This is a genomic window from Pseudomonas spelaei, assembly GCF_009724245.1.
GTDB classification, from domain to species: Bacteria; Pseudomonadota; Gammaproteobacteria; order Pseudomonadales; family Pseudomonadaceae; genus Aquipseudomonas; species Aquipseudomonas spelaei.
On sequence record NZ_WNNK01000002.1, the window covers coordinates 1 to 17,730 of the forward strand.

Sequence of the window (17,730 nt, forward strand, 5' to 3'; positions counted from 1 at the left end):
GATGGCCCATTGCGGCGGCCCACGGAGCAATGCCGGAGAGAAGGCATGCCGAGCCTAGGCGAGGCACCGAGTGGTGGGGCAAGAGCCTTTTGGTTACTTTTGGGCTCTTTTCAAAAGTGACCCGCTGTAAGAGCGGAACCCATAGCAGCCGTAACCGCAGCAACAGATATGTACTCCTCCTTGCCAGCTACCCCCCACCAAATCCCAAACAAAAAAAGGGCGACCGAAGTCGCCCAAAATGCCTTGCGTGCTCATGTAACCCGGAAAGACCTAAGGCTTCTTACGCTTGTTAGCGTCCTTCCAGATAAAAATTCCAAACCCTACAAAGAACATCACCATGAGGCCAACCGTCAGCACTCCGGCAAATACCACATTATCGAAAAACATGACCGGCCTCCTGCTCTTGCCCTGTTGCGATAGGGCTAAGTTAACCAAGAAGACGAGAGGAGAAATTGACAAGGATCAATGTCGCCCGCAACGGGGCGTAAAGAAGGGAAATAACTGACCTGCATCAATAGATGCAGACCATTTCAACGCTTTTTCGGTTTGTTTTTCGACTTTTTCTTGGCTTTTCCCAACGGCATCGCCTGTTCAAACGCCTGGCGTACTTCATTCAGGCGCTTGTCATTGAGGTCATGCACACGTTTGGCCCGTTCGGCATTCAGGTCAATCAGCTTGTCATCGTCACTCATGGCTCGGCTTACACAGTGGCTGGAATATCTCAATAATGCGGCCTGACCCGCCGTGCCGCAAATAACCCGTCAACAAAATCCATGTCATCGGCCCGATTTGCCTGCAAAATCGAATGCCTCCACTGACCAAACGGACCCTCAACGTGTCACTGCACAAGGATCTTCCGCCCTTGCTGGCCCTGCGCGCCTTTGAAGCCGTGGCCCGCCATTTAAGTTTTATCAAAGCGGCGAACGAATTGTCGGTGACCCAAAGCGCCCTCAGCCATCAGGTGCAAAAGCTCGAGCAGCACCTGGGCAAATCGTTATTTGTCCGACGTACCCGCGCCATTGATCTGACCGAGGACGGTCAACACTACTACGACGAAATCCGTCCCGCGCTCCACGCCATTGCCGCTGCCACCCGAAAACAGCAGGCACCTTGCACCACAACCGTATTACGAATCGGCCTGCTTGCCTCCTTCGCCACCTTATGGCTCGCGCCGCGCCTGGCCGGCTTTATCAGCCGCTACCCGCAGATCCAGGTAGAACTGCGACCGGCCATTCAACTGGCGGACGTGGCCGGCGACGAGGTTGACCTGGCGATTCGTTATGGCAAGGGCGACTGGCCCGATGTCCAGGCCACATGCCTGATGCGGGAAAAAATCTCACCGGTATGCAGCCCCGAGTTCAAGGCCAGCAGGCTGGATAATGGCCCATTGCTGATGGCCACCTCACACCGGCCATTCGAGTGGACCGACTGGTCCCATCATTACCAAGTGGATATCGAGCACAATCCCCGCATCTTGTTGCACGACTACAACATCGTGGTTGAGGCCGCAGTCGCCGGCCAAGGCATCGCCATGGGCCGCCACCGTTTGATCGAGCGCAGGCTAAAGGATGGGTCCTTAGTAGAAGCCTTCGACTGGCCACCCTATCAAAGCCAGATCGGTTACTGGCTGATCGCCCCGAACGGCCCCACCAGCGCCGCCACCACCTGTTTCAGTCAATGGCTACAAGAACTCTGTGCCGACGCGTGAGTTATTTAGATACGTCGAATGAAATCTATCCGTTTGTCGGTAATCACCCCACCTCACATGCTCAACCCTCTTTCCCCGAGGATTCGACATGAGCCACTCCCTCTCCCAACGCGTGCAAGCCCTGGGTTTGATCTTGCCAGTACCCAGCCAGCCGATTGCCAACTACGTCAATTACGTCGTCAGCCAGAATCAACTGTTCATCTCCGGACAAATCCCCCTGCTGGACGGAAAACCGGCCTATATCGGCCGGCTGGGCGAATCCCTCGGCGAGGACGAAGGCGCTCAGGCCGCCGAGCTGGCGGCATTGGGTTTACTGGCACAACTGAGTGATGCCTTGGGCGATGACCTGTCGCGACTGGTGAGAATCGTCCGGCTGGGGGTATTTATCGCGAGTAGCAGCGACTTTCAACGCCAGGGAGTGGTGGCCAATGGCGCGTCGAACCTGTTAGTCAATGCTCTCGGCGACAAGGGCCGGCATGCACGCACCGCGGTGGGTGTCTCCAGTTTGCCGGGCGGCGTAGCAGTGGAGATCGACGGGATTTTCGAGCTGCAGCCGTGACTGCGTTAACCCTGGCAGAAGTCCAGCAACTGCGGGACGAAACACCCGGCTGCCTGTCCGGCATTATCCACTTCAACCACGCCGGCGCGTCGCTGCCCAGCCAGAGCACCCTCGACGCGATCATTGATCAATTGCAACGTGAAGCCCGCGATGGCCCGATGGAGGCTGGGGAACAGGGTGCAATTCTGGCGGAAAACGCCCGCAGCGCTGCCGCCCAGTTGCTCAACGCGCCCACCTCATCCATTGCCTTTGCCAGCAGTGGTTCGACCGCCTGGAGCATGGCGTTCCAGGCCTTGGGCCCATGGCAACCAGGCGACCGCATTCTAGTCGGCCGCCACGAATGGGGTGGCAACCTGGCGAGCATGCAGACAGCAGTGCAAGCAGGTGCGCAGGTGGAAGTCATTCCCTGTGATGAAACCGGTGCTGTGTCCCTCGCCGGCCTGGAATCCATGATCGACAAAAAGGTGCGGCTGATCGACCTGAACTGGCTCCCCGCCAACAGCGGCCTGATCAACCCTGCCCAGGCCATAGGCCAATTGGCCAAGCGTCACGCCATCCCATACTTCATCGACGCCGGACAAGCCCTCGGCCAGTTGCCGGTGGATGTGCAAGCGCTGGGGTGCGATGTGCTTAAAGGCTCCGGACGCAAACATCTACGCGGGCCGCGAGGCACAGCCCTGCTGTATGTGCGCCCGGGCTTTCTCAAGCACCTCAACCCCGCCCAACGCGATGTATTTTCTGCGCCCTGGAGCCCTGATGGTTTCGACCTGCGCAACGACGCCCGGCGCTTTGAAACCAGCGAAGTGTCATTCGCCTTGCTGGCAGGACTGGGTAATGCGTTGCAGGAAATCAATCGTTTGGGGGTTGAACGAGTACGTCAGAGGATCCAGCTATTAAGCCGCATCGTTCGTGATGAGCTGCACCAGATCGACGGGATTACCCTGCACGAGCTTGGCATTGCGGAGCATCAATCAGGCCTGATTGCCTTCAACCTCGCAGGCGTCGATGCCTTTGAGCTCAAGCGCCGCCTGGGGCTCAAGCGGATCAATATTGGCGCCAACGGCGTGCCTTATACCCCGCTGGATATGCAAGCGCGGGGCCTTGAGAGCATTGCGCGAATCTCCGTCAGCTACTTCAATACAATCGAAGAAATCGAGCATTTGGTAGAGACGTTGCAACTACTGGCCAAAGAACCATGACGCTGTAGCCGCTGCCGAATGCGCGTCCGCAGGACCGCCCTCAGGGTCTGCTACGCAGCCCATCGCAGCCTCGTGCCTCGGCAGCGGCTACAACAGTTACACCTCGACATCCACCCACAGCCCTTGCCGGGGCGCATCCTCAATCAGCGGCGCCACCGGCACCGTGTTGTCGGCATTGAGTTCATCTCCAGGAATGGCCAGGTGCTGTTCCGGACCTTCGCTGGCCTCACGCCGACGCTTCTGCTGTTCCTGCTGACGTCGCTGTTCCTCGCGCAGCAGCAAAGTCGACTGCTCGGCATCGCCTTTTTTCAAGTCGATGGTGCTTTGGTTGGAGCCCGGCTGGACCGGCACCACGGGCGGGATATCAGGTTTCTGGCGTGCCGGATCGAGTTGCGATGTCACGGGCACAACACTCAAGGGCAGCATGGGTGGCAGCATAATTATCGGTCTCCTGTCAGCAAGCTGTCGGCTGGCGAGGTAGCGACTTGAGTCTACGCTCGTCAACTTGTGAACCAATCGTCATCTATCTGACGAACGCACCGCCCTTTTTCTTGCCGCTTACCGCTTAAAGCTCGAAGCTGCACCTATTCCTTTTGGTCTGGAAGCCGTGTTCCGTTAGAATAGTCGGCTTTTTCACGGCGGGAGTCAGGCAGCATGGCGCAGCAGTATCAACCGGGGCAACGCTGGATTAGTGACAGCGAAGCAGAGCTGGGGTTAGGCACCGTTCTCGCACAGGACGGCCGCTTGTTAACCGTGCTCTATCCGGCCACTGGCGACACCCGCCAGTATGCGCTACGGAATGCGCCCCTCACTCGTGTGAGGTTCTCGCCGGGTGACACCATCACCCATTTCGAAGGCTGGAAAATGACCGTGCGCGAGGTCGACGATGTCGACGGACTGCTGGTCTACCACGGCCTCAATGGGCAGAACGAGCAGGTCACCCTGCCAGAAACCCAACTGTCGAACTTCATCCAGTTCCGTCTGGCCAGCGACCGTCTGTTCGCCGGGCAGATCGACCCGCTGGCCTGGTTTTCCCTGCGCTACCACACCCTGGAACACACCAGCCGCCAGTTGCAATCCTCGCTCTGGGGCTTGGGTGGCGTACGCGCGCAGCCTATTGCGCACCAACTGCACATTGCCCGTGAAGTCGCCGACCGTATCGCGCCACGGGTTTTGCTGGCGGATGAAGTGGGCCTGGGCAAGACCATCGAAGCCGGCCTGGTGATCCATCGCCAGTTGCTGTCGGGTCGTGCCAGCCGCGTGCTGATCCTGGTCCCGGAAAACCTGCAACACCAATGGCTGGTAGAGATGCGTCGCCGTTTCAACCTGCAGGTTGCACTGTTCGATGAAGAACGCTTTATCGAAAGCGATGCCGCCAACCCGTTCGAAGATACCCAGCTCGCGCTGGTGGCCCTGGAATGGCTGGTGGACGACGAAAAAGCCCAGGACGCGCTGTTCGCAGCCGGCTGGGACTTGCTGGTGGTCGACGAAGCCCACCACCTGGTTTGGCATGAAGAAAAAGCCAGCCCTGAATATTCGCTGGTCGAACAACTGGCCGAGGTCATTCCCGGTGTGCTGCTGCTGACCGCTACCCCGGAGCAACTGGGCCAGGACAGTCACTTCGCGCGTCTGCGCCTGCTGGACCCGAACCGCTTCCACGACCTGCACGCCTTCCGCGCCGAGAGCGAAAACTATCGCCCGGTGGCCGAGGCCGTCCAGGAGCTGTTGGACAAGGGCCGTCTGTCCCCGGCTGCACATAAAACCATCCAGGGTTTCCTCGGTAACGAAGGCGAAGCACTGTTGGCCGCCGTCAACGATGGCGACGCCGAAGCCAGCGCCCGTCTGGTGCGCGAACTGCTGGACCGCCACGGCACCGGCCGCGTGCTGTTCCGCAACACCCGCGCCGCCGTGCAGGGTTTCCCGGAGCGCAAACTGCACGCCTACCCGCTGCCATGCCCGGACGAATACCTCGAACTGCCGCTGGGCGAACACGCCGAGCTGTACCCGGAAGTCAGCTTCCAGTCGCAGCCAGATGTCGATGAAGAACAACGCTGGTGGCGCTTCGACCCTCGCGTCGAGTGGCTGATCGACCAGTTGAAAATGCTCAAGCGCACCAAGGTCCTGGTGATCTGCGCCCACGCCGAAACCGCGATGGACCTGGAAGACGCCCTGCGCGTACGTTCCGGCATCCCGGCCACGGTATTCCACGAAGGCATGAACATCCTCGAGCGAGACCGCGCGGCGGCTTACTTTGCCGATGAAGAGTTCGGTGCCCAAGTGCTGATCTGCTCGGAAATCGGCAGTGAAGGCCGCAACTTCCAGTTCTCTCACCACCTGGTGCTGTTCGACCTGCCGTCCCACCCGGACCTGTTGGAACAGCGGATCGGCCGTCTGGACCGGATCGGCCAGAAGCATGTGATCGAACTGCATGTGCCGTACCTGGAAACGAGCCCGCAAGAACGGTTGTTCCAGTGGTACCACGAAGCGCTGAACGCCTTCCTCAACACCTGCCCGACCGGCAACGCCCTGCAGCATCAGTTCGGCCCACGCCTGCTGCCGCTGCTGGAAAACGCCGATGACGGCGAGTGGCAAGCGCTGATCGATGAAGCCCGCACCGAGCGCGAGCGTCTGGAAGCCGAACTGCACACCGGTCGCGACCGTCTGCTGGAGCTCAACTCCGGTGGTGCCGGCGAAGGGGATGCACTGGTAGAAGACATCCTTGAGCAAGACGATCAGTTCGCCCTGCCGATCTACATGGAAACCCTGTTCGACGCCTTCGGCATCGACAGCGAAGACCATTCGGAAAACGCGCTGATCCTCAAGCCCAGCGAAAAAATGCTCGACGCCAGTTTCCCGCTGGGCGACGACGAAGGCGTGACCATCACTTACGACCGTAACCAGGCGCTGTCTCGCGAAGACATGCAGTTCATCACCTGGGAACACCCGATGGTGCAGGGTGGCATGGACTTGGTGCTGTCCGGCTCCATGGGCAACACCGCCGTGGCGCTGATCAAAAACAAGGCGCTCAAGCCCGGCACCGTGTTGCTGGAACTGCTCTACGTCAGTGAAGTGGTTGCCCCGCGTTCGCTGCAACTGGGCCGCTACCTGCCGCCGGCAGCGCTGCGTTGCCTGCTGGATGCCAATGGTAATGACTTGTCGGGCCGTGTCTCGTTCGAGACGTTGAACGACCAGTTGGAAAGCGTGCCGCGTGCCAGCGCCAACAAGTTCGTCCAGGCCCAGCGCGACCAACTGACGCCACGGATCAACGCCGGCGAAGAGAAAATCTTCCCGCGCCACGCCGAGCGTGTGGCCGAGGCCCAACGTCGCCTGGCAGCGGACACCGACGAAGAACTGGCCCGCCTGACCGCCCTGCAAGCGGTCAACCCGACCGTGCGTGACAGCGAACTGGTTGCCCTGCGCCAACAACGCGAGCAAGGCCTGGCCATGCTCGACAAGGCGGCGCTGCGACTGGAAGCAATTCGGGTGCTGGTGGCGGGTTGATTACAGCCCTGCCCTGCTGAATAGAAAGGCCCGCACAATGCGGTAATGCCGATCAGTTAAGGAGTGGGGATCCAGCAACCGAAGCAGATTCAGTGTGGGAGCTGGCTTGCCTGCGATGCAGACACCTCGATACTTCAGGTATATCGAGTTGATCCAATCGCAGGCAAGCCAGCTCCCACATTCGTTCTTCTCTGCCTTGAGCACCGCGTTCGCTTAACTGACTGGCATTACGCACAATGCGGGCCTTTTTTATTCACTTAATTCCAGCGCTGGCCTTGATGGCCTCATCGCGGGCAAGCCCGGCTCCCACAGTTGACCGAATTGCCCCAGTTATCCTCGGTCAACTGTGGGAGCTGGCTTGCCTGCGATAGCCTCACCTCGGTCTCAAGCCGTAACTGCCGGGCTCGGCACCTCCTGCGCCACCAACCCGTCCTTCATCCGCTTGGCATCCTTTACAAAACACCGCGACGCCTGGAACAGAAACAGCATGGTCAAAAACAACGCCACCGGGATCAGGTACATGGCGTCATGCAACCCCACAGCTTTAAATGCCTCGGTCATCTGCTCGGCACCCGCCGCGTACATCGCCGAGTGAGCGAAGTGGTCAGACAAACCACCCACCACCACCGGCCCCAAACCACCCCCCAACAAATACAACCCGGCAAAATACAGCGCCATGGCCGTAGCCCGCAGGCGCGGCTCCACCACATCCTGGATAGCGGTGTAGACGCAGGTGTAAAAGTTGTAGGCAAACAACCAGCCGACGCTGAACAGCGCCACAAACACCCCGATTTCAATCCGCCCGGCATGTAATGCCCAGGCAGTGGTGACGGTAGAGATAACCAAGCTGCATGCCGCGAACAACAGTCGACCATTAGCCACGCGCTGATGGATCTTGTCAGCAATCCATCCGCCCAGGGTCAGCCCCACCAAACCCGTCACGCCAACAATGACTCCGGTCGCGACAGCCGCTTCCTGCAACGGCATCAGAAAGTAACGCTGCAACATCGGCACCAGAAACGAGTTGCAGGCATACGTGGCAAAGTTGAAGCACAGCCCGGCCAACACCAGCCAGAGAAAGGTTGGGATGGCCAACACCCGGCGAACCGGGCGGTCCACCTGCTCCTGGGAAACCTGCACGGTTTCCGCCGCACCGCGCTTGGGCTCTTTGATAAAGAACATGAACACCGCAAGAATCAGCCCCGGCACGGCGGCAATAAAGAATGGCGCGCGCCAGCTGTCGAACGCCTTGACCATCGCGCCGATGGTAAAGAACGCCAGCAACAGACCCAAGGGCAGGCCCAACATGAAAATGCCCATGGCCCTGGCCCGACGGTGGGCCGGGAACAGGTCGCCAATCAGCGAGTTGGCCGCTGGCGCATAGCTGGCTTCACCGATACCGATACCCATGCGTACCAACAGGAAGGTCCAGAAACTGCCCACCAGGCCATTGACCGCCGTCAGCCCGCTCCAGGCCGCCAGGCCCCACCCCATCAGTTTGCTGCGCGAGCCGGTATCGGCCATGCGCCCCAGGGGCAAGCCGGCAATGGCATAGACGATGGTAAAGGCGGTACCGATGATACCCAGCTGGAAGTCGCTGAGGTGCCACTCCATACGGATCGGTTCGATGATGATCGCCGGGATGGTGCGATCGAAGAAGTTAAACAGGTTGGCCAGGAACAACAGGAACAGAATGCGCCAGGCATTCGCCGCTTGGGTCGAGTTCTGCATGGGTCCGTCTCTTTTATTGTTATAGAGCTGCGATGCCCGACGCATCCTGCCCGGAACCTGCAATCTAGTCAGCCACGCCCCGCTTGTCTGTAATGATTCGTAAGGCTGATAGGGCGTAATTTCATTCCCGCAGACAAGGCTTCGTCCCACAGAAATATAAGCGCTTGCCCCCCTTCCCAAGGCTTGCAACACGATTAGAATGGCGAGCCTTCCGTTTCCCCCCTCCCTTGCCTTTCTTATTGAAGACGCCCATGTCCGAAGCCAGTCCGTGTCTGAGTTGCGGTGCCTGCTGTTCACACTTTCGCGTGTCTTTCTTTTGGGGCGAATGCGCCTCATCGGGTGGAACGGTGCCCGATGACCTGGTGGTACAGATCAACCCCAGTCGGGTAGCAATGATCGGTACCGACAGCAAACCCGCGCGTTGCTGCAGTCTCGAGGGAGAAGTGGGCAAAAGCACGAGTTGCTCGATCTATCACCAGCGCTCCAGTGTCTGCCGCGAGTTCGAGTCGTCCTGGAGTCAGGGCGAGGCCAATATCGATTGTGATGCGGCTCGAGCGGCATTCGGGTTGCCACCGCTTCTGGAGCCCATCTACGCGTTCGAGCTGCCCATCAGCGCTTAGCACTAAACGTTATCGCCAGCATGCCAAAATAATTGCAATCAAAATGCCATCATCCCCCTTGCGATTCGCCCGAGGCTTCTATACTGGACGTCATAGGTCATAGCCGCTGGCAGTGACACGAGATGATTCTGTAACGGGACATGCTATGGAATGGCTTGGTTTGCATTTTTTTACCGACCTTCCAGAGAACGGGCATTTATTACTCAATTGCAGTCATAACCCCTTTCTGGTGCTACTGGCGTATCTGGTGGCCTGCGCGGCGAGTTTTGGCACCCTCGACATGGCCGAACGGGTCGGCCATGTCGACAACCCTACGGCACAGCGGCGTTGGCGCTGGCTGGGTGCGGCGTGCCTGGCAGGCGGCATCTGGTCCACCCATTTCATCAGCATGCTGGCCTTCCAGACGCCCGTTGCCATTCACTACGAATTGACCATGACGTTCGCCTCGTTGCTGATCGCCCTGGTCGCGTCGTTGTTCGCCATGCAAACCCTCAGTCATGCGCAACTGCATTGGCACCAATACCTGCTGGCTTCGGTATGGATGGGACTGGGCATTGCGCTGATGCACTACGTCGGTATGGGTGCCATGCGTTCCGAGGCCGTGCCGTACTTCGAGACCGGATTACTTGTGTTGTCCATTGTGATCGCAATGGGCGCCAGCCTGGCGGCGCTCTTGCTGTCGCGCTATTTGCGCAACGGCAGCGGCATGTTCCATCAGTGGCTCAAATACGCCGCCTGCCTGGTACTCGGCGCCGGTATTCTCACGATGCACTTTACCGGCATGGCCGCGATGAAGCTGATGCTCCCCACTGGCGTAGCCCCCACGGTGCCTCTGGATAACAACCCTATGCAATTGGGACTGATGATGGCCGTGATCACCCTGCTGGTGATCGGCAGCAGCATCAGCGCGGCCTTGGCCGACAAGAAGCTGCAACACAAGGAAACTGACCTGCGACGAGTCAATGCGCTACTCAGCGAACTGGACCAGGCCCGTGTTTCCCTGCAACAAGTGGCGCATTACGATGCGTTGACCAGCTTGCTCAACCGTCGCGGCTTCAATCAGATCTTCGCCGAGAAGCTCGCTGAAAAAACACAGAATGAAGGCATGCTCGCGGTAATCTTCCTCGATATCGATCACTTCAAACGCATCAACGACAGCCTCGGCCATGACGCCGGTGATCAACTGCTCACCGTCCTCGCCAACCATATCAAATGCTCAGTGCGCAGCCACGATGACGTGGTCGCCCGTTTTGGCGGCGACGAATTCTGCATCCTGATCAGCATTCACCATCGCGACGAAGCGCGGCATATGGCTCAGCGCATCATGCAGAAAATGAAAGACCCCATTGAATTGGCAGGCCGGCGCATGGTGATGACCACCAGCATCGGTATCAGCCTGTTCCCCGAAGACGGCAAAACCAGTGAAGAGCTGCTGAAAACCGCTGACCTTGCGCTCTACCAGTCCAAGGAGACCGGCCGGAACAGCCTGAACTTCTTCAGCTCAAACCTGAAAACCCGGGCCTTTCTTGAACTGCAACTGGAAGAAGAACTGCGCAGCGCCCTGCGCGGCAGGAACGAGCTGGTGCTGTACTACCAACCCATCCTTGATCTGCAAAAAGGCAAGATCACCCGGCTCGAAGCCCTGGTACGCTGGCAACATCCGCAACATGGGTTACTGGCACCCGATCGATTTATCAGCATCGCCGAAAACAACGGGTTGATCGGTGAACTGGACAACTGGGTACTCCGCCAGGCCTGTGCCGACTTGAGCCTGCTCTCCGAGCGGGGCTACCCCGAATTGACCATGGCCGTGAACTGCTCGGCGCTCAACCTGGCCCGGGATGAGCTGGCCGATGAAATCGAAAGCGCCCTGCGCAGTAGCGGAGTCGCCGCCAATCGCCTGGAACTGGAAGTAACCGAGAACGCGCTGATGGGCAATATCAGCAGCACGCTGGTGCTGCTGCGGCAAATCCGCGCCTTGGGCGTCTCACTGTCCATCGATGACTTCGGCACCGGTTATTCATCCCTTGCGTATTTGAAACGCCTGCCGCTGAACACCTTGAAAATCGATCGTTCGTTCATCCAGGACATTCCCAAATCCACTGCGGACATTGAGATTGTCCAAGCGATCATCGGCATGGCCCACACGCTGCACCTGCAGGTGGTCACCGAAGGTGTGGAAACCGTGCAACAGCTGGAGGTATTACAAAAACACGGCTGCGACTTCGTCCAGGGTTACCTGCTCAGTGCTGCGGTGCCGATCAGTGAAATCGCCGCGGTTATCGCAGGCCTGGATCAGCGCAACCTGTTCAACCCGTTAAGCCTGGCGGGAGGTAAAGATGTCACGTTGCCGAAGGACCCCGTGCCCGGTCGTTCAGGTCCAACCTCTGTGGTAAGGACAATTCGCTGATTGCCTGGTTAGCCATTCGCCTGCTGCCGATCGACTGGGAAGGCCAAGGTGATTTCGTTGAATAGCCATACCGGGAAGACTGCCTGGACCACGTCGCGACCTTCGACTTGCAGCCTGGTAGACACCCGATATCCAGATCGTCGCCACACCAGGGAAACAATTCCCACAGCCCTCGGCCACAGCCGGAACTGTTCCCATGACGCGCACGTCACCCTGGGCTGTGACCTTTCTTCACGGGCAAGATGCCATCACTGTGAAAGCGGTTACTCCGCTACACACTTGCTGCCGGAAAATTAGCGCACTGTTTTTGTGCGGGCATTTCTTACGACGCCCTTTCCTGGATCAGAATCCACGGCGAAACCACCACCGCCCACAGTGCCGGATCACGCTCAACCAGATCCAATGCCCGCGTCGCAGACACTTCGCCAAAGATCTCTGAAGCCAGCCAGCCCGTGACTTTCTCACGATTATCTTCAGCCATCGCCTCGGCGGCCTCGATCAAATCCAGGCTGGCATCGACCCACAATAGGGCACCCTTGGCAAAGAACGGTTCAAGCTCCTTCCAGGAGATTTCGGCGGTCTCACCGAGCAGCTTGGCATAGAGGGTGCTAGGTTCTTGAGTCATGGGAGTCCACCTGAGGAAAAAATCGGCGCAATCATACCGTCGTGCGTCAGGTAGAAAAACCCAGTTGCAAATGAGGTCCCGATAGAAAGTGCCAGGAAAGCCAAGGATTGCCCGAAACGCTGGCATGACCACGCCGCAATTCTGTCTCTTTCTTTCATTTAAGCGACATCCCCGGGTTTTGCCCCCAGCAGCTAGCTTTTCAAGCGATCAACCGGCGCTCTACACTGTACCGGTACAGTTGCCAGGCCGCTGCCGGGGGATATCCAAGATATCTGATCCGGTTCTGTAGCCCACAAGGCCGCTAGAACTATAAAAAATACAACAGTAAGAGTGGAGCACTATGAATAAGGCTACTAAGCAGATTTCCAAACTGTTTGCCGCTATGGTTCTGGCCGGGGTTGCCAGCCATTCGTTCGCAGCTGACACCATCAAGATCGGTATCGCCGGCCCCAAAACCGGCCCGGTAACCCAGTACGGCGACATGCAGTTCATGGGTGCCAAGCAAGCCATCGCCGATATCAACGCCAAGGGCGGCGTAGATGGCAAGATGCTCGAAGCCAAGGAATACGACGATGCCTGCGACCCTAAACAGGCCGTTGCCGTAGCCAACAAAGTGGTCAACGACGGCGTCAAGTTTGTCGTCGGTCACCTCTGCTCCAGCTCCACTCAGCCAGCGTCCGATATTTACGAAGACGAAGGCGTCATCATGATTACCCCGGCGGCCACCAGCCCGGAAATCACTTCCCGTGGCTACAAGCTGGTCTTCCGTACCATCGGCCTGGACAGCGCCCAGGGCCCTGCCGCCGGCAACTACATCGCCGACCACGTGAAGCCCAAAGTCGTTGCCGTGATCCACGACAAGCAGCAGTACGGTGAAGGCATCGCCACCGCCGTTAAACAGACCCTCGAGAAGAAAGGCGTGAAGGTTGCCCTCTTCGAAGGCATCAACGCTGGTGACAAAGACTTCGGCTCGCTCATTCAGAAGCTCAAGCAAGCCAACGTCGACTTTGTCTACTACGGCGGCTACCACCCTGAGCTGGGTCTGATCCTGCGCCAAGCCAAGGAAAAAGGCGTGAACGCCAAATTCATGGGCCCTGAAGGCGTCGGCAACGACTCCATCTCGCAAATCGCCCAAGGCGCTTCCGAAGGCCTGCTGGTCACCCTGCCGAAGTCTTTCGACACCGATCCGGCCAACAAGGCAATCGTTGAAGAGTTCACCAAGAACAAGCAGGACCCAACCGGTCCGTTCGTGTTCCCGGCCTACTCGGCTGTTGAAGTGATCGCCGGTGGTATCGCTGCCGCGAAGAGCGAAGACACCGCCAAGGTGGCAGCTGCCATCCACGCCGGTACCTTCAAGACCCCGACCGGCGACCTGAGCTTCGACGCCAAGGGCGACCTGAAGGACTTCAAATTCGTCGTCTACGAATGGCACTTCGGCAAACCAAAAACCGAAGTCTCCCCTCAGTAAGCCAGGCGTTACTGGTCAACAAGCCCACTGTGCAAGCAGTGGGCTTTGTTTTACGAGGTTTATGGGCCTGTCACCCGTGATCCGGGCGCTGGCTCACCTGAAAATCTTAAAACCGTCACCAGCGGTTCGCTGGCAAACGCTTCGTGCAACCTGATCACAGAACAGGGCACCGAGCCGGAAATTGACTCCACCAGTGAAATGCGTATCGGGTTTTTAGGAGCGCTGTAATGCCTGAGATCTATCATTTTTTCCAAACGCTGGTTAACGGCATGACCGTTGGCAGCACCTATGCCTTGATAGCCATTGGCTACACAATGGTTTACGGCATCATTGGAATGATTAACTTCGCCCATGGCGAGGTGTACATGATTGGTTCCTACGTGGCCTTCATCGCCCTTGCCGGGCTGGCCATGATGGGTATCCATTCTCTGCCGCTGTTGATGACCGCCGCGTTCATCGCGTCGATCGTCGTGACCAGTGCCTATGGCTACAGTATCGAACGCGTCGCTTACCGTCCCTTGCGCGGTAGTAACCGTTTGATCCCGCTGATCTCTGCGATCGGCATGTCGATTTTCCTGCAGAACACCGTATTGCTGTCCCAGGACTCCAAGGACAAGTCCATTCCCAACCTGATCCCGGGGAGCATCTCCTTTGGTCCAGGTGGTGCACAAGAAGTGCTGATTTCCTACATGCAGATCCTGGTCTTCGTCGTCACCCTGGTGGCGATGCTGGGCTTGACCCTGTTCATCTCCCGCTCCCGACTGGGGCGCGCCTGCCGTGCCTGTGCCGAAGACATCAAGATGGCCAACCTGCTGGGGATCAACACCAACAATATCATCGCCCTGACCTTCGTCATTGGTGCCGCACTGGCCGCCGTCGCTGCCGTGTTGTTGAGCATGCAGTATGGCGTGATCAACCCCAACGCCGGTTTCCTGGTAGGCCTGAAGGCCTTTACAGCGGCGGTATTGGGCGGCATCGGCAGCATTCCGGGCGCCATGCTCGGTGGGCTGGTGCTGGGAGTGGCCGAAGCCTTTGGCGCCGATGTGTTCGGCGACCAGTACAAGGATGTAGTGGCGTTCGGTCTTTTGGTTCTGGTGCTGTTGTTCCGGCCGACCGGCATCCTGGGCCGTCCGGAGGTTGAGAAAGTATGAGTAAATATCTTAAACAGGCGCTGTTCAGCGCCTTGCTGGTGTGGGCCGTAGCCTTCCCGGTACTCGGGCTGAAACTGAGCATTGTCGGGATCAACCTTGAAGTGCATGGCACCGGTCCTCTGACCCTGTCCATCATTGCCCTGTGCTCGGTGCTGATGTTCCTGAGAGTGCTGTTCAGCCAGCAGGTCGGTACTTTGTTCAAGTCCAACCGTGGCCCGCTGGTCTCGCCCAAGGTTGGCCAGTTCCTGACCCTGCCCCGCACCCAGCGCTGGATCATCATCGGCTTGATCGTGGCGGCACTGGTCTGGCCATTCTTTGGCTCCCGGGGCGCCGTCGACATCGCGACCCTGATCCTGATCTACGTACTGCTCGGCCTGGGCCTGAACATCGTAGTCGGCCTCGCCGGCTTGCTGGACCTGGGTTATGTGGGCTTCTACGCCGTGGGTGCCTACACCTACGCGCTGCTGTCGCACTACTTCGGCTGGAGCTTCTGGGTCTGCCTGCCACTCGCCGGCCTGATGGCGGCCACGTTCGGCTTTCTGCTGGGTTTCCCGGTGTTGCGCTTGCGGGGTGATTACCTGGCGATCGTGACCCTGGGTTTCGGTGAAATCATCCGCCTGTTCCTGCGTAACCTCACCGACCTCACGGGCGGCCCCAACGGTATCAGCAGCATTCCCAAACCGACGTTTTTCGGGCTGTCGTTTGACCGTACAGCCGCAGAGGGCATGCAGACGTTCCATGAATACTTCGGGCTGGATTACAACCCGGTGAGCAAAGTGGTGTTCCTGTACCTCGTGGCCCTGTTGCTGGCCCTGGCGGCGCTGTTCGTGATCAACCGCTTGCTGCGCATGCCTATCGGGCGTGCCTGGGAAGCACTTCGTGAAGACGAAATCGCCTGCCGCGCCTTGGGTCTGAACCCTACCATCATCAAGCTCTCGGCCTTCACCCTCGGCGCCGCGTTCGCGGGTTTTGCCGGCAGCTTCTTTGCCGCACGCCAGGGTTTGGTGACACCGGAGTCGTTCACCTTCATCGAGTCGGCGATCATCCTCGCCATTGTGGTGCTGGGCGGCATGGGCTCGCAGTTGGGCGTGATCCTGGCGGCGATCGTGATGATCCTGCTGCCGGAAATGATGCGTGAGTTCAGTGAATACCGCATGTTGATGTTCGGCGCCATGATGGTGCTGATGATGATCTGGCGACCTCAAGGCTTGCTGCCCATGCAACGTCCACACATGGAGCTGCGCAAATGAGCCGCGATATCCTGAAAGTCGAAAACTTGAGCATGCGCTTCGGCGGCTTGCTGGCGGTCAACGGCGTGGCCCTGACCGTAAAAGAAAAACAGGTCGTGGCGCTGATCGGCCCCAACGGCGCCGGCAAGACCACGGTCTTCAACTGCCTGACCGGCTTCTACAAACCCAGCGGTGGCAGCATCCTGTTGGACGGCCAGCCGATCCAGGGCCTGGCCGGCCATCAAATCGCCCGTAAGGGTGTGGTGCGTACCTTCCAGAACGTGCGGTTGTTCAAGGACATGACGGCGGTCGAAAACCTGTTGATCGCCCAGCATCGTCACCTGAACACCAACTTCTTTGCAGGCCTGTTCAAGACTCCATCGTTTCGCAAGAGCGAGCGCGAGGCCATGGAATATGCCGAGTACTGGCTGGACAAGGTCAACCTCACCGAGTTTGCCAACCGCCCTGCCGGGACCCTGGCCTATGGTCAGCAACGTCGCCTGGAAATCGCCCGTTGCATGATGACCCGCCCGCGGATCCTCATGCTCGACGAACCGGCTGCCGGCCTGAACCCTCGCGAAACCGAGGACCTCAAGGCACTGATCGGTGTGCTGCGCGAAGAAAACAACGCCACCGTGCTGCTGATCGAACACGACATGAAATTGGTCATGAGCATTTCCGACCATATCGTGGTGATCAACCAGGGCACACCGCTGGCCGACGGGACACCGGAACAGATCCGCGACAATCCGCAAGTGATCAAAGCCTATTTGGGGGAAGCGTAAATGCTGCAATTCGAAAACGTTTCCACTTTCTACGGCAAGATCCAGGCCCTGCACGACGTCAACGTCGAAGTACGCCAGGGCGAGATCGTCACGCTGATCGGTGCCAACGGTGCCGGCAAGTCCACCTTGCTGATGACCCTGTGCGGTTCGCCCCAGGCTTACAGCGGCAGCATCCGCTACCTGGGCGAAGAACTGGTGGGCCAACACTCCTCGGACATCATGCGCAAGAGCATCGCCGTGGTGCCGGAAGGGCGTCGCGTGTTTGCCCGCCTGACCGTGGAAGAAAACCTGGCCATGGGTGGTTTCTTCACCGACAAGGGTGACTATCAGGAGCAGATGGACAAGGTGTTGCACCTGTTCCCGCGGCTCAAGGAGCGCTTCAACCAGCGCGGCGGCACCATGTCCGGCGGGGAGCAGCAAATGCTCGCCATCGGCCGGGCGCTGATGAGCAAGCCCAAGCTGTTGCTATTGGACGAGCCATCCTTGGGCCTGGCACCGATCATCATTCAGCAGATCTTCGACATCATCGAGCAACTGCGCAAGGACGGTGTCACGGTGTTTTTGGTGGAGCAGAACGCCAACCAGGCGCTGAAAATCGCCGACCGTGCCTACGTGCTGGAAAACGGTCGGGTGGTGATGCAAGGCAGTGGTGAACAACTGCTGACTGATCCGAAGGTGCGTGAGGCGTACCTGGGCGGTTAATACTGCTCGGGAGTAAAAGCAGGCTTGTGTGGGAGCTGGCTT

General features: G+C 58.8%; 17 protein-coding genes. 12 read left to right on the plus strand and 5 right to left on the minus strand.

The window, feature by feature from the left end:
* Positions 1-270: 270 nt before the first annotated feature.
* On the minus strand, positions 271-387 hold the full coding sequence (gene ccoM, locus GNF76_RS29755) for a cytochrome c oxidase subunit CcoM (RefSeq protein ID WP_010176679.1): 117 nt from the start codon (positions 385-387) through the stop codon (positions 271-273).
* A 143-nt stretch (positions 388-530) separates the two neighbouring features.
* Complete coding sequence (locus GNF76_RS29295; RefSeq protein ID WP_090408332.1) at positions 531-692, minus strand: hypothetical protein; 162 nt, start codon at positions 690-692, stop codon at positions 531-533.
* A 143-nt stretch (positions 693-835) separates the two neighbouring features.
* Between GNF76_RS29295 and GNF76_RS02125 the strand changes: the two genes are divergently transcribed.
* The 3 genes from GNF76_RS02125 to GNF76_RS02135 all read left to right on the plus strand — a co-directional run bounded on the left by GNF76_RS02125 (position 836) and on the right by GNF76_RS02135 (position 3,466).
* A complete protein-coding gene (locus GNF76_RS02125) occupies positions 836-1,708 on the plus strand; it encodes a LysR substrate-binding domain-containing protein (protein ID WP_178123143.1) in 873 nt (290 codons plus the stop codon).
* An 88-nt stretch (positions 1,709-1,796) separates the two neighbouring features.
* A complete protein-coding gene (locus GNF76_RS02130; protein WP_155581550.1) occupies positions 1,797-2,267 on the plus strand; it encodes a RidA family protein in 471 nt (156 codons plus the stop codon).
* Positions 2,264-3,466, plus strand: coding sequence for an aminotransferase class V-fold PLP-dependent enzyme (locus GNF76_RS02135; RefSeq protein WP_178123144.1), 1,203 nt, complete (start codon positions 2,264-2,266; stop codon positions 3,464-3,466). Before GNF76_RS02130 ends, GNF76_RS02135 begins: the two co-directional genes overlap by 4 nt.
* A 96-nt stretch (positions 3,467-3,562) precedes the next feature.
* Here the strand turns inward: GNF76_RS02135 and GNF76_RS02140 are convergent, their stop codons facing one another.
* Positions 3,563-3,904: an aspartate-semialdehyde dehydrogenase gene (locus tag GNF76_RS02140; protein WP_155581551.1), complete on the minus strand. Its 342-nt coding sequence runs from the start codon at positions 3,902-3,904 to the stop codon at positions 3,563-3,565.
* Between the two features lie 216 nt (positions 3,905-4,120).
* Here GNF76_RS02140 and rapA point away from each other — a divergent pair, with 216 nt between their 5' ends.
* On the plus strand, positions 4,121-6,967 hold the full coding sequence (rapA, locus tag GNF76_RS02145) for an RNA polymerase-associated protein RapA (protein WP_155581552.1): 2,847 nt from the start codon (positions 4,121-4,123) through the stop codon (positions 6,965-6,967).
* A 384-nt stretch (positions 6,968-7,351) separates the two neighbouring features.
* Here the strand turns inward: rapA and GNF76_RS02150 are convergent, their stop codons facing one another.
* Positions 7,352-8,698 carry a spinster family MFS transporter gene (locus GNF76_RS02150; RefSeq protein ID WP_246211856.1) on the minus strand — a complete coding sequence of 449 codons (1,347 nt, stop codon included), beginning with the start codon at positions 8,696-8,698 and terminating at the stop codon, positions 7,352-7,354.
* Positions 8,699-8,949: 251 nt separating this feature from the next.
* Between GNF76_RS02150 and GNF76_RS02155 the strand changes: the two genes are divergently transcribed.
* Positions 8,950-9,318, plus strand: coding sequence for a YkgJ family cysteine cluster protein (locus tag GNF76_RS02155; protein WP_155581554.1), 369 nt, complete (start codon positions 8,950-8,952; stop codon positions 9,316-9,318).
* A 145-nt stretch (positions 9,319-9,463) separates the two neighbouring features.
* Positions 9,464-11,728 carry a putative bifunctional diguanylate cyclase/phosphodiesterase gene (locus GNF76_RS02160; protein WP_155581555.1) on the plus strand — a complete coding sequence of 755 codons (2,265 nt, stop codon included), beginning with the start codon at positions 9,464-9,466 and terminating at the stop codon, positions 11,726-11,728.
* A 322-nt stretch (positions 11,729-12,050) separates the two neighbouring features.
* Here GNF76_RS02160 and GNF76_RS02165 read toward each other — a convergent pair whose 3' ends face one another.
* The gene (locus tag GNF76_RS02165) at positions 12,051-12,353 is read right to left on the minus strand and encodes a DUF2288 domain-containing protein (RefSeq protein ID WP_155581556.1); all 303 of its coding nucleotides are present in this window, start codon (positions 12,351-12,353) and stop codon (positions 12,051-12,053) included.
* Between the two features lie 340 nt (positions 12,354-12,693).
* Here GNF76_RS02165 and GNF76_RS02170 point away from each other — a divergent pair, with 340 nt between their 5' ends.
* Genes GNF76_RS02170 through GNF76_RS02195 form a run of 6 tightly spaced genes read left to right on the plus strand, consistent with a single transcriptional unit; the run spans position 12,694 to position 17,688 of the window.
* Positions 12,694-13,821 carry a branched-chain amino acid ABC transporter substrate-binding protein gene (locus GNF76_RS02170; protein ID WP_003211654.1) on the plus strand — a complete coding sequence of 376 codons (1,128 nt, stop codon included), beginning with the start codon at positions 12,694-12,696 and terminating at the stop codon, positions 13,819-13,821.
* Positions 13,822-13,866: 45 nt separating this feature from the next.
* Positions 13,867-14,049, plus strand: a complete 183-nt coding sequence (locus GNF76_RS02175) for a hypothetical protein (protein WP_155581557.1) — start codon at positions 13,867-13,869, stop codon at positions 14,047-14,049.
* Positions 14,049-14,972, plus strand: coding sequence for a high-affinity branched-chain amino acid ABC transporter permease LivH (livH, locus tag GNF76_RS02180; protein ID WP_155581558.1), 924 nt, complete (start codon positions 14,049-14,051; stop codon positions 14,970-14,972). The genes GNF76_RS02175 and livH overlap by 1 nt, the downstream gene beginning before the upstream one ends.
* The gene (locus tag GNF76_RS02185) at positions 14,969-16,222 is read left to right on the plus strand and encodes a high-affinity branched-chain amino acid ABC transporter permease LivM (RefSeq protein ID WP_155581559.1); all 1,254 of its coding nucleotides are present in this window, start codon (positions 14,969-14,971) and stop codon (positions 16,220-16,222) included. Before livH ends, GNF76_RS02185 begins: the two co-directional genes overlap by 4 nt.
* Positions 16,219-16,986, plus strand: coding sequence for a high-affinity branched-chain amino acid ABC transporter ATP-binding protein LivG (gene livG, locus GNF76_RS02190; RefSeq protein WP_155581560.1), 768 nt, complete (start codon positions 16,219-16,221; stop codon positions 16,984-16,986). The genes GNF76_RS02185 and livG overlap by 4 nt, the downstream gene beginning before the upstream one ends.
* Positions 16,987-17,688 carry an ABC transporter ATP-binding protein gene (locus GNF76_RS02195; RefSeq protein WP_155581561.1) on the plus strand — a complete coding sequence of 234 codons (702 nt, stop codon included), beginning with the start codon at positions 16,987-16,989 and terminating at the stop codon, positions 17,686-17,688.
* Positions 17,689-17,730 lie beyond the last annotated feature (42 nt).